An 11,614-nucleotide genomic window follows, 5' to 3' on the forward strand; every position below is an offset into this window, starting at 1 on the left:
CCACCGCCCCCTCCCGACGACCGGCCGCCGCGCGGCCGCCGCGGCGGCGGCAGCGGCGGTGGCCAGAACAAGATGCGCATCCTGGCCTGGGTCAGCATCGGTGTCACCACGGTCATGGTGGCCGGCGCGCTGACCGGCTACACGGTCTACCGCGACGCCTTCGGCAACATCAAGAAGAAGAGCGTCAACAGCGACATCATCAACCCCCGGCCCGTGGACACCGGCGCGCTCAACGTCCTGCTCGTCGGCTCCGACACCCGCGCGGGCAAGGGCAACGCGCAGTACGGCCAGAAGCTCGCCAGGACGGCCGACGCGGGCGGCAAGCGCACCGACACGATCATCCTCATGCACATCTCGCCCAACCGGGACAAGGCGCGGCTGATCAGCTTCCCGCGTGACTCGATGGTGCAGATCCCCAAGTGCAAGAACGAGACCACCAAGCAGGAGATGCCACCGCGCCGGGACATGATCAACTCGGCGTACAACTCCGGCGGCATCGCCTGCACGATCTCCACGATCGAGACCCTCACCGGCATCCGCGTCAACCACTTCGCCGAGGTCGACTTCAGCGGCTTCAAGAACATCGTGGACGCGCTCGGCGGCATCGAGATCTGCCTGAAGTCCGGCGTCAACGACAAGAACTCCAAGCTGGTCCTGCCGCCCGGCAAGAGCCTGCTCAACGGCGAGAAGGCCCTGGGCTACGTGCGCCTGCGCCACTACGGCGACGGCAGCGACATCCAGCGCATCAGGCGGCAGCAGATCTTCCTGAGCAAGGTCATCGCCAAGGCCACCAGCAGCGAGCTGCTCACCGACGTCGGCAAGCTCCGGGACTTCATCGCGGCCGCGGCCGGATCGGTCACCATGGACCCCGAGCTGGCCAACGACACCGAGCAGCTCATCGACATCGCGCTGAGCGCCAAGCAGCTGACGGCCGGCGGCGTCAAGCTGACGACGATCCCGTGGATCCCCGACCCCGAGGACAAGAACCGCGTGGTCTGGAAGCAGCCCGACGCCAACGAGCTGTTCACCTCGATCAAGACCGACACCGAGGTCGCCACGCCGGCCCCGTCCGCCAGCACCAGCACCAGCACCACCACCAAGCCCAAGGTCACGCTCAAGCCCGAGCAGGTGAAGGTCCAGGTCCTCAACGGCACCAAGACCTTCGGCAAGGCCCGCGAGGTCGCCGACCAGCTCGCCAAGGAGGGCTTCAACGTCGTCGGCGTCGGCAACTTCGAGGCCGCCGACGGCAAGAGCCTGCCGAAGACCGAGGTCCACTACGCCAAGACCATCGAGTCGGCGCCCGACCACGCCGGCACGCTGGCCGGGGCCGTCGTGCCCAAGCCCACCCCGGCGGCGGGCAAGGTCGCGGTCACCAACCCGGCGACGTACACGCCCGCGACAGCCCCCACGACCACCCCGCCGAAGGGCACTCCGGTGATCCAGCTGGTGGTGGGCGAGGACTTCGACTCGGTCAAGGTGACCAAGCTCCCCGACAGCGTCAACAACAGCACGATCACCGCCTCCGAGCAGAAGAACGCCTGCACCTGACGAGCCTCCAAGTTCCCTGTGGAATCGGGCATTCTCGCCTCGCTCGAGGGACAGGAGGCGCGTGGGCGGGATAGTCTGTTGCGGGTCGGCGACGCAGCGCGACCCGGAGCCGAGAGGCCATCCGTTGGTCGTGCTGCCGTCGTGTTCCCCGGCCCCGAGCGAAGCTGAGCGACTCCCCTGTGTCTGACACCAGATTCTCCCCACCGGTCACGACTCCGCGGAGCCCCGAGGAGGAGACCGGCGGCCCCGCCCAGACGGGAGCCCGCTGGCCGCTGCCGGAGGAGGCGTTCTGGAGCGAGGAGGCCGATCCGCACTGGATGGCCCCGGGAGAGCTGACCGAGCCGCAACCCGCCGTCAAGGACGACAAGCCGCCGGCGAAGGGTCCGGCCACGGCGGACGAGCCCGCGCAGGCGGCTGAGGAGCGGCGTCCCCGGCAACGTCCCAAGGCGACGGCGAAGGCCACGGCGAAGGCCACGGCGAAGGCCACGACGGACGACACGGCCCAGCAGCAACCGGAGCCGAAGCAGGAGCCCCAGCCGCCCAAGCGCAAGCGCGACCCGTACCTCGACAACGTCAAGTTCGTGCTGATCGCGCTGGTGGTCGTCGGCCACTCGCTGGTGCCGACGCTGTCGGCCGACTCCTCCAGGGCCCTGTACATCTTCATCTACACGTTCCACATGCCGCTGTTCGTGCTGATCAGTGGCTATTTGTCCAGAAATTTCTGGAACTCGAACGCCAAAACCAACAAACTGGTCGACACGTTCCTGGTCCCGTACGTGATCGTCGAGGTCGGCTACGCCCTGCTCCGCGTCTCGGTGGGCCAGAAGTGGAGCCTGACGATCATCGATCCGGCGTGGCTCAACTGGTACCTGCTGGCGCTGCTGTTCTGGCGGCTGTCCACACCGGTGTGGAAGCGGATGAAGTACCCCATCCCCGTGGCCATCGCCGTCTACCTGCTCGCCGGGTTCTCCCAGATCGAGGGCGACTTCAGCATGGACCGCTTCTTCGGTCTCATGCCGTTCTTCGTGATCGGCCTGGTGATGCAGCCGGAGCACTTCGAGATGCTCAACCGGCGGTGGATCAAGATCGTGTCGCTGCTCACGGTCCTCGGCGCGGCGGCGGTCGCGATCTACGTCGCCCCGAGGGCGCCGCTCGACCCGTTCTACTTCAAGGCCAGCTTCCAGGACCTCCACCTGTCGTGGTACATGGGCCTCGCCCTGCGGGCCGGGCTGCTGGTGTGCGCGCTGGCCATGTGCTTCGCCATCCTGGCGCTGGTGCCCCGGGGCGAGACGTGGTTCTCCGACCTCGGCACCCGCACGCTCTACTGCTACCTGCTCCACGGCATCCCCGTGCTGGTCGCCAAGGAGATGGGCTGGCTGGAGTTCCCGTGGCTGTTCGGGCCGCTCGGCGTGCTGGCGATCGCCTCCAGCGCCTTCGCGCTGGCGATCGTGCTGTGCCTGCCTGAGACCCGCACGGTCTTCAAGTGGGTGCTCGAACCCCGCCTGACCTGGCTCTATCGTCGCCCCTCACGAAGTTAAGCGACCGTTCTACTCACATTTACGCCTTTGACCTGGTAGGCGCGGAGCATCGACACATGCGCGCATGTGTCGCCCCGACCGTCCATCATCCCGAGGACGCCCGGATCATGCACCGGCAGATCAGGGCCCTGCTCGACGCCGGCCACGAGGTCACCTACGTCGCACCGTTCACGTACTTCAACGTGACCCCCGCCATGGGGATCACCGCGATCGACGTGGCGCGGCACGCCTCGTACGGCAGCGCCCGCGCGGCGCTGAGACGCGGCGTGAAGGGCGCGGACCTGCTGATCGTGCACGAATACCGACTGCTGCGCGCGCTGCCCTACAGGCGCCCTCCGGTCGTCTGGGACATACGCGAAGAGGTCTCCTCCAGGCGGCTGACCCGTGCGGGGAGACGCCACCGCCTGATCACCCCGGCGGTGGTTCCCGAGGCGACCCTGGTGTCGCCCGGTCCCCCTCCGCCCGGCGACACCAGGGTCGTGCACATCGGCCGCCTCTCGGCCGAGCGCGGCGTGTCGGAGCTGATCGGGCTGGCCGAACGGCTGGTCCCGCACGGCGTAAGACTCGACCTCATCGGCGCGGCGGCCCGCGACGTCCGCCCGCTGCTGCGCGACGCGCAGCGGGTCGGGCTGCTCGACTGGTTCGGGTACGTGCCCAACCGGCACGCGCTGCGCATGGCCGAGGGCGCGCTGGCCGGTCTTTCGCTGGCGGACGACACGGTGCGGACGGCGCCGACGAAGATCATGGACTACATGGGGCGCGGGCTGCCCGTCATCACGACTCCCCAGGGCTCGGCGCTGGTCGAGCGGACCGGGTGCGGGCTCGTGGTGCCGCTGGACGTGGACGCCGTGCTGAACGCCGTACTGGACCTGAAGGAGGACCCGGTGCGGCGGGCCCGGCTGGGCGCGCTGGGGCACGCGCAGGCGCGCCTGCACCACCACTGGCCGGACCACGCGGCGGCCTTCGTCGACCGCGCCGAGTCCTGGGCCGGCCTCCCCACCCACGCCCTGGCCGTCTGACCCGCGGACAGCCCTCCGAGAGCGCGGGCGACACGCCGGGGGCCGGGGTGCAGGGTGCCGCGGGGAGGCGGCGGGTGGGGCACCACGGAAGGACATCGGGGGTGGGAATGGCGACACGACCGACGGGTTGATGTACTGGGGCCATGGCAACGCATCTGATCCAGGGCCGGAGGGTGGCCATGCCGGTGCGGGTGCGGGACGCGGAGGTGTGCAGCGCCTTCTACGCGGTGCGCGCCGACGCCGCCAGGGCGGTGATCGCGTACTCCGGACTCGACGTGGCCGAGATCATGCCCGGCAAGGCCGTCTGCGTGCTGCTGTTCGTGGACTACCGCGACGGCGATCTGGACCCGTACCACGAGTTCGGCATGGCGTTCCTGGTGCGTCCCCCGGGCGTGTCCGGGTCCGGCGGGCTGTGGGACCTGCGCCAGGCCGGGGTGTTCGTGCACTGGCTGCCCGTGGACCAGCCGTTCACGCTGGAGGCCGGGCGCACGCTGTGGGGGTTCCCGAAGGAGCTGGCGGACATCGAGCTGCGGCTCGGCACGGCGTACAAACGGTGTGTCCTGCGCAGGGACGGCAGGCTGGTGCTGGACATCCTGATCAAGCCGGGCGTGCCCGCGCCGGGCGCCACGGTGATGGCGCCGCTCGACGCCTACACGCACCGGGACGGGATCACGCGGCGCGTGCCCTGGTCCGTACGGGCCCGCGGCGCCCGGATCCGCCCCAGCGGCGCGCTGATCCGCCTGGGCAACCATCCCATCGCCAAGGAGCTGAGCGAGCTGGGGCTGCCCAAACGGGCGATGTTCACCAGCACGATCTCGCGGGCCGCGATGACCTTCGGCGAGGCCGTCGAGGTCTGACGCCCCGATGGCCCGCCGCGGTCAGACGATCGGCGGGCGGCCCAGCTTGACCATGCGCCACGCCGTACGCCAGGCCATGGGCCGCCGCTCCCCCGCCGGGGTGCGCAGGCCCTCGAAGAACCCGCTGAACCACGCCTTGAGCGCCGGCCCGGCCCCGCGCTCGCGCACGAGGGTGAGGACGACCCAGTTGGTGAGGTAGAAGAACGCCAGCGGCCACGGCAGGTTGCGCCGCGCCAGCCAGACCCGGTTGCGCGCGTTGAGCCGATAGAACTCGACGTGCCGGGTCGGCGGGACCTGCGGGTGGTACATCACCGTCTCGGCGTCGTACTCGATCCGGTAGCCCTCGCCCAGGAGCCGCCAGGCCAGGTCGGTCTCCTCGTGGGCGTAGAAGAACCGCTCGGGCAGCCCGCCCACCTGGAGGAAGGCCGAGCGCCTGATGGCCGAGGCGCCGCCGAGGAACGTCGTGACCGGCGAGGAGCGCTGCGGGTCGCCCGCGCGCAGCCGGGGCACGTGGCGCCGCTGGCCGATGCCGCCGTCGGGGTCCATCACGCGGAAGGAGATCACCGCGAGGTCCGGCTCGGTGGCGAAGCGGTCGCGTACGTGCGCGACGACCTTCTGGTTGGCATACCAGCCGTCGTCGTCGAGGAACAGCACGACGTCTCCCGAGCACTCCTCCACGCCGCGGTTACGGCCTGCGGGAATGCCCGTGTTCTGGTCGAGCCGGATCGATTTCACGACCGCGGCCGACCCTTCGGGTGGCGTCGCCGACAATTCGGGCACATCTGCGCCGTTGCCGACGATCACCACCTCGACGTCGCCGTCGACCTGGTTGAGCGCGGACTCGACTGCCCGATTCAGCTCCGCGACCCGGTTACCCATGGTGAGGATGACGCACGAGATCTTCAACGAATCACTGTCCTGACGCGTTGAGAACACGGGCGGAGCATTCTTTCATGATCACCGAGTCTGCTGGTCTGCATGTATTGGAAAGGCTGGGGCTAAGCGTATCGGAACCAAGGATGAACCCCCACCGAACGGCGGACGTCCGATCTATACGACGGACGGGGAGCTCCTCCGGTTCCGACATCAGATCACGCCAGCCGCTTCGAGGCGATGATGCTTACCAAATGCAGGACAACCTGTAGGCATGCCGCTACGAAGCAGGCCACGATCAGGACCCGCGAGGCCGTCAGGTCACCGAGGATCAGATCGACGACGGCGGCCGCCAGCGCCAGCAGCGACAGCTCGATCGGCTGCACGATGCGGTGGAACTTCGTCGCCGACAGCACCCGCCGGCCCAAGCCCAGGAGCCCGGAGCGGAACTGCACCGCGGAGGCCTCCGTGGCGGCCGCCAGGCCGCCCTTGGCCCGCGCCACCTCCACCAGGTCCGTCTCGGCCTTGATGAGGATCGCGCCGAGCGCGGCGGCGAAGCCCAGCACGGTGTACCAGTCGGGCAGGACGGCCGACGCCCGCCAGCCCAGCCCGGCCAGCACCGCGGCCTCACAGAAGTAGGCCCCGACCCGGTCGAGGTAGACCCCCACCAGCGAGGTCTTCCCCGTCCAGCGGGCCAACTCGCCGTCGGAGCAGTCGAGCAGCAGGTAGACCTGCACCAGCAGGGCGGCGGCCACGGCGGCCCACAGGCCCGGCAGGGCGAGCACCACCCCGGCCAGGGCCCCGGCCACCGTCATCACCCAGGTGAGCTGGTTGGGCGTGACGGACGTCCTGGCGAAGAACCAGGTGACGTAGATGGACAACTGGCGCATGTAGAGCACGCCGGCCCAGTGCTCGCCGTTCCTGCGCTCGAGGTGGCCGGCGGGCTGGGCGACCCGCCGGATCTCAGCTACCGAAGGCCCGGACATAGTCCCCCACCCGATCGTGGATCTCGGAGTCCTGCATGCGCAGGTGCTCCAGGATCGTGTAGCGGCCGGGGCGGGTGGCCGGTGCCAGGGCGACGGCCTCGGCGAACTGCTGGCCGGTCAGCCCGATGTCGGCGGGCACGACGGGCAGCTTGTGCCGGCGCAGGCAGTCGACCACCTGCGTGACCCGGGCCTCGTCCTCCCTCAGGAAGAAGCAGAAGGCGGCACCGATCCCGGCGAGCTCGCCGTGGTTGGAGGTGCCGGGGAAAAGCTGGTCCACGGCATGAAGGATCTCATGATCTCCACCGCTCGCGGGCCGGGACGAGCCCGCGATCACCATGGACATGCCGGACAGGATGAGGGACTCGGCCAGCACGGTCAGGAACGCATCGGACTCGATGGAGTCGCCGCGGCCGATGAGCGCCTCGGCGGCCGTGCGGGACATCGAGCAGGCCAGCCCGTCGATGGGCTCGCCGCGCTCGGTGTTGCCGAGCTGCCAGTCCTCGATGGCCGACAGGTTGCTCACCACGTCGCCCACGCCCGCCCTGACCAGCGACTCCGGCGCGTTGTGCACGAAGTCGAGGTCGACCAGGATGGCCAGCGGCATCGGCACCCCGAACGAGCCCTTGCCACCCTCGTAGACCAGGGAGGCCGTGGGCGAGCAGATGCCGTCGTGGGAGAGGTTGGTGGCCACCGCGACCATGGGGATGCCGGCGAGCGAGGCGGCGTACTTGGTGGCGTCAATTGTCTTGCCGCCGCCGACGCCCACCACCACCTCGAAGGCGGCCTTGCGCAGGTCGGCGCCGAGTGAGACGGCCGCGTCGACCGAGCCGTCGGCCACCCGGAACACCTCGGCCTCGCCCAGCTGGGGTGTGATCAGGCTCTCGATGTGGTCGCCCTGCCCGCGGCCGACGGCCACCGCGACCCTGCCGGAGGTGGCCACCCGGCTGTCGGCCAGCAGGGCGCCGAGCTCGGCCACCGCGCCCCGCCTGACCTGCATGGTCAGCGGCGCCGGCAGCATCCTCGCTAGAAGCGGCATGCGCGCCCTCTCAGTAGCGGACGGCTATGGTACGAGCCTTCGCCAGGTCGTCGTGGTTGTCCACCTCGACCCAGTCGACCTCGCCGATGGGCGCGGCGTGGATGGCCTCGCCGCGCTCGACCATCTCCTGGTAGCCGTCCTCGTAGTAGAGCTGGGGGTCACGCTCGAAGGTCGTCTTGAGCGCGTCGGCCAGCCGGTCGGCCGCGCCGGGCCGGATGAGGGTGGCGCCGATGTACTCGCCGTAGGCCTCGGCCGGGTCCATCAGCTTGGTGATGCGCCGCAGCGAGCCCTCCGGCGAGAGCGTGACCTTCATCTCCTCGTCGGCGAGCTTCTTGACGTTGTCGACGGCCAGCAGGATGTCGCTCGTCTCGGGAGCGGACAGCAGCGTCTTCTCGACCGAGACCGGGTGCACGGTGTCGCCGTTGACCAGCAGCACGCCCTGGGAGAAGTAGTCGCGGGCGCACCACAGGGAGTAGGCGTTGTTCCACTCCTCGGCCTTGTCGTTGTGGACGAGGGTCAGCTTGACGCCGTGCCGCTGCTCCAGGGCCTCCTTGCGGTCGTGTACGGCCTGTGCCGCGTAACCGACGACGACCACGACCTCCCGCAGATCCACCTCGGCGAGGTTGCGCAGGGAGATGTCCATGATCGTGGTTTCGCCGTCGACCGGCACGAGCGCCTTCGGCAGCGTGTCGGTGTACGGCCGCAGACGTCGTCCGGCTCCAGCGGCCAGAACCATTCCCAGCAACGTGCACTCCTCAGTCGAGCATGTCTTCGTGAGCCCAAAGAGTATTCGTCTTTGGGCCCTGAGCGGGTAATCCGGCGTTAGTCTTGCGTTCCCATATCGGGTGTTTCCACCCCGGAACGGGGCGCGGCGAGCCAGCAGGTGAGGCTCTCCCAGCCGAAGAACGCCCACAGATAGAGGGCGAGCAGCAGATAGCCGCCGGTCAGCCAGCCCGTGAGGGCGACCAGCGAGACCACCATCATCCGGCCGTCCCAGCCGAGGCCGAAGGTGGACAGCCACGCCGGTGCGTACACGCGCTGCCGCAGCCGGTAAACAAGATCATAGTGGTGGAACGCCAGTGCGCCGAGCAGCAGGAAGATCACCACGGGGTGCACGTCGTGGGCGAACCCGCACGCCGCGACGAAGGTGTACTCGATGAGCCGCAGGATCGGCGGGACCAGCCAGTCGAACCTGCCGTCGTGCGCGTGCGTGCTGCCCGGACCGGCCAGCAGCAGCGTCACGGCGGGCGCGAACACCGCGAGCCCGTCCGTGCCCGCCACGCCGAGCAGCAGCAGCACGCCCGTGACGAACGTGCCCGCGATCACCGGCGGCAGGGGCGGGAGCTGCCCGGCCACGAGCAGGCCCATGGCGCGCGAGAGCGGGCCGTCGTCGCGGTAGGCCACGACCGTGCTGCTGGGGACGGGAGCCATGTGGATTGATGTCACCGTGCCGACCTCGCGATCCGTCCGGCGAGCTGATAGAGGGCCGCCACGCCGCCCCAGCAGAGCAGGGACAGGAACGTCACCCTGGCGTTCCAGCCCGCGGCGGTGACGGCGATCAGCGCGGTGCGCTCGCCGATGGGCAGCACGACGCTCTTCTTGAGCCAGCGGGCGATCGCGTCACGCTCCAGGCGCTGGGCGATCCCGAGCACGCCCCGTGCCCGGCTGCCGTCGGCCGACTCCAGGAGCGAGCGCGCGGGGCGCCCCCACTGCGCGCCGACCCGGGCGGCGTCGGTGAGGGCCCCCGCGTACGTCTGGTCGATGGCGTGCCGTGCCACCTGCAGGATCATGGTGGCCACGGCGAGCTGCCAGATGCCGGCGCCGGCGAAGCCCAGGGCCAGGCCCACATAGACGGCGTACTCCTTCAGCCGGTCGGCCATGCCGTCGGCCCACGCCCCCAGCGGCGAGAACGTGCGCGTGTAGCGGGCCAGCTGCCCGTCGAGGCAGTCGAGCGCGAACGACAGGTAGAACAGCAGCGCCCCGGCCAGCCGCCCGCCCTGGGTGCCCGCCGAGAACCAGACGGCCGCCAGCGCGGCCAGCCCGATCGAGATCCCGGTGACGGTGTTGGGGGCCAGCTTGAGCAGGACCGCCGGCTTGATCAGATGGCGTGTCCAGGTGGAGACGAAGAAGGTGGCGAAGAAGCCGTCGTCCGCCTTGATGGACAGGTCGAGCCTGACCTTGGCCTCGTCCACCTCGGCCAGCCTGGTGACGGCGGCGTCGGCGGCGTGCTGGCCGGTCACCCGGTCGGCGTGCAGCGGCCCGATCCCGGCCGCCCGCACCGACACGCCCGACCTGACCAGCCCGACCAGCAGCAGGTCGACGGCCTCGACGGGGGTGACCGGGCCCAGCTTGCCGGTGTCGGCCAGCTCCGCCAGCTCCTCCGCGATGTCCGCCAGCGCGCCCAGGTCGGCCTCGCCGGCCTTCAGCACGCCCCTGAACGTGGCGTTGGCCTCGGGGACCACGTGGAACGAACTGCCCGCGGCGACGATCTTGCCGCCTTCGACGCGGACGGGCGGTCGCATGGGCGCCGCGGCGGCGTCATGGGAGACCAGGGCCCCGCTGCCGCGCGCGGGGTGGTCGAGCAGCAGCGCCAGCGCCTCGGTATGCGCCACCAGGTCGGCGGGGAGCACGGCGACCGCGCCCGTCGAGATCCGGGCGATCTTGGCGACGCCTCTGAGGTCGGCTCCGAGGCCGCCACCCGGCGTCACCACCTGGATCTCCCGGACGGGCAGCGTGGCGAGCTGGTCGGTGACGCGGTCGAGCAAAGTGCCGTCGGAGCTGGAGAGCTTGCATGCCGGGGTCGTGGCGAGCAGGACGACCGAGGTGGCCGTGGTCTCGCGGGTCAATGAGTCGGGCAAAGCGCAGGTCTCCTCCCGGTCGCGCGGGAGCCGCGTGGCTTGGGGGTGCGTAGGCACAGCGTAGCGACAGGTCAAGGCGTAATCACGGAACAGGACCGTTACGCTGCCGATATGGATTCACGGTTGCGGTCGGTCGGGGTGCTTCTCGCGGGCGGCGTGGGGCAGCGGATCGGGCTGGACACGCCCAAACAGCTCATCGAGGTCGCGGGAAAGACGATCCTCGAGCATTCGCTGACGGTGTTCCAGAACGCGCCGGAGATCGACGAGATCGTGGTGCTGATGACGCCCGGCTACACCGACCGGGTCCGCGAGATCGTGGACAAGGGCGGCTACGACAAGGTCGGCAAGGTCGTGGAGGGGGGCGCCAGCCGTACCGAGAGCACCTGGCTGGCCCTGGGCGCGCTGGGCACCGAGGAGTGCAACGTGCTGCTGCACGACGCCGTACGCCCGCTCGTGGAGCCCCGGATCATCACCGAGTGCGTCAAGGCGCTGGAGACCCATTCGGCCGTCAACGTGGCGATCCCGAGCTCCGACACGGTCTTCGTGGCCGTGCCGGGCCCCGGCGGCGAGGTGATCGGCGACGTGCTGGACAGGTCGGTGCTGCGGCGCAGCCAGACGCCGCAGTGCTTCCGGCTCTCGGTGATCCGCGAGGCGTACGAGCGGGCGCTGGCCGACCCCGGGTTCGCCGGCCGCCCGGCCACCGACGACTGCGGCGTGGTGCTGCGCTACCTGCCCGACGTGCCGATCCACCTCGTGCCGGGCAGCGAGCACAACATCAAGGTCACCCACCCCCTCGACCTGCGGATCGCCGAGCTGCTGTTCCAGCTCGCCGCGACCCCGTCGATCTCCGACTTGCCCAGATAGGTCACAGACGTTCGCGTGGATGCCCCTTGACCTGA

The 11,614-nt window shown here is 70.0% G+C and carries 11 protein-coding genes; 5 read left to right on the top strand and 6 right to left on the bottom strand.

Going from position 1 to position 11,614, the window contains the following annotated elements; all coding sequences use genetic code 11:
• The 4 genes from ACFKCF_RS11470 to ACFKCF_RS11485 form a co-directional block, all read left to right on the top strand.
• Positions 1-1,548, top strand: a 1,548-nt coding sequence (locus ACFKCF_RS11470) for an LCP family protein (RefSeq protein WP_394492979.1), incomplete at its 5' end; no start/stop codon positions are given.
• A 179-nt stretch (positions 1,549-1,727) separates the two neighbouring features.
• Positions 1,728-3,086, top strand: coding sequence for an acyltransferase family protein (locus ACFKCF_RS11475; RefSeq protein WP_394492980.1), 1,359 nt, complete (start codon positions 1,728-1,730; stop codon positions 3,084-3,086).
• 56 nt (positions 3,087-3,142) lie between these two features.
• Positions 3,143-4,105: a glycosyltransferase gene (locus ACFKCF_RS11480; RefSeq protein ID WP_394492981.1), complete on the top strand. Its 963-nt coding sequence runs from the start codon at positions 3,143-3,145 to the stop codon at positions 4,103-4,105.
• 143 nt (positions 4,106-4,248) lie between these two features.
• On the top strand, positions 4,249-4,962 hold the full coding sequence (locus ACFKCF_RS11485) for an acetoacetate decarboxylase family protein (protein ID WP_394492982.1): 714 nt from the start codon (positions 4,249-4,251) through the stop codon (positions 4,960-4,962).
• Positions 4,963-4,983: 21 nt separating this feature from the next.
• Here ACFKCF_RS11485 and ACFKCF_RS11490 read toward each other — a convergent pair whose 3' ends face one another.
• The 6 genes from ACFKCF_RS11490 to ACFKCF_RS11515 form a co-directional block, all read right to left on the bottom strand.
• Positions 4,984-5,868, bottom strand: a complete 885-nt coding sequence (locus ACFKCF_RS11490; protein WP_394492983.1) for a glycosyltransferase family 2 protein — start codon at positions 5,866-5,868, stop codon at positions 4,984-4,986.
• A 185-nt stretch (positions 5,869-6,053) separates the two neighbouring features.
• Complete coding sequence (locus ACFKCF_RS11495) at positions 6,054-6,821, bottom strand: CDP-alcohol phosphatidyltransferase family protein (RefSeq protein WP_394492984.1); 768 nt, start codon at positions 6,819-6,821, stop codon at positions 6,054-6,056.
• A complete protein-coding gene (locus ACFKCF_RS11500) occupies positions 6,799-7,839 on the bottom strand; it encodes an iron-containing alcohol dehydrogenase family protein (protein ID WP_394493386.1) in 1,041 nt (346 codons plus the stop codon). The genes ACFKCF_RS11495 and ACFKCF_RS11500 overlap by 23 nt, the downstream gene beginning before the upstream one ends.
• 28 nt (positions 7,840-7,867) lie before the next feature.
• Positions 7,868-8,602, bottom strand: coding sequence for a sugar phosphate nucleotidyltransferase (locus ACFKCF_RS11505; RefSeq protein WP_394492985.1), 735 nt, complete (start codon positions 8,600-8,602; stop codon positions 7,868-7,870).
• A gap of 77 nt (positions 8,603-8,679) precedes the next feature.
• The gene (locus tag ACFKCF_RS11510; protein ID WP_394492986.1) at positions 8,680-9,288 is read right to left on the bottom strand and encodes a DUF5941 domain-containing protein; all 609 of its coding nucleotides are present in this window, start codon (positions 9,286-9,288) and stop codon (positions 8,680-8,682) included.
• Positions 9,289-9,299: 11 nt separating this feature from the next.
• Positions 9,300-10,715 (bottom strand): CDP-alcohol phosphatidyltransferase family protein, encoded by a 1,416-nt coding sequence (locus ACFKCF_RS11515; RefSeq protein WP_394492987.1) that lies wholly within the window; start codon positions 10,713-10,715, stop codon positions 9,300-9,302.
• A 111-nt stretch (positions 10,716-10,826) separates the two neighbouring features.
• On the opposite strand from ACFKCF_RS11515, the gene ACFKCF_RS11520 reads away from it, so the two are divergent.
• Entirely contained in the window at positions 10,827-11,579 is a 753-nt protein-coding gene (locus ACFKCF_RS11520; RefSeq protein ID WP_394492988.1) for a 2-C-methyl-D-erythritol 4-phosphate cytidylyltransferase, read from the top strand.
• The last annotated feature ends 35 nt before the right edge of the window (positions 11,580-11,614 follow it).

The organism is Nonomuraea sp. JJY05 (assembly GCF_043496855.1).
Lineage (GTDB): Bacteria > Actinomycetota > Actinomycetes > Streptosporangiales > Streptosporangiaceae > Nonomuraea.

Excerpts from the sequence above, each read along its gene's own strand:
- ACFKCF_RS11520 (WP_394492988.1), top strand. The coding sequence starts at position 10,827 with ATGGATTCACGGTTGCGGTCGGTCGGGGTGCTTCTCGCGGGCGGCGTG.
- ACFKCF_RS11510 (WP_394492986.1), bottom strand. The coding sequence starts at position 9,288 with ATGGCTCCCGTCCCCAGCAGCACGGTCGTGGCCTACCGCGACGACGGC.
- ACFKCF_RS11500 (WP_394493386.1), bottom strand. The coding sequence starts at position 7,839 with ATGCTGCCGGCGCCGCTGACCATGCAGGTCAGGCGGGGCGCGGTGGCC.
- ACFKCF_RS11480 (WP_394492981.1), top strand. The coding sequence starts at position 3,143 with ATGCGCGCATGTGTCGCCCCGACCGTCCATCATCCCGAGGACGCCCGG.
- ACFKCF_RS11495 (WP_394492984.1), bottom strand. The coding sequence starts at position 6,821 with ATGTCCGGGCCTTCGGTAGCTGAGATCCGGCGGGTCGCCCAGCCCGCC.
- ACFKCF_RS11485 (WP_394492982.1), top strand. The coding sequence starts at position 4,249 with ATGGCAACGCATCTGATCCAGGGCCGGAGGGTGGCCATGCCGGTGCGG.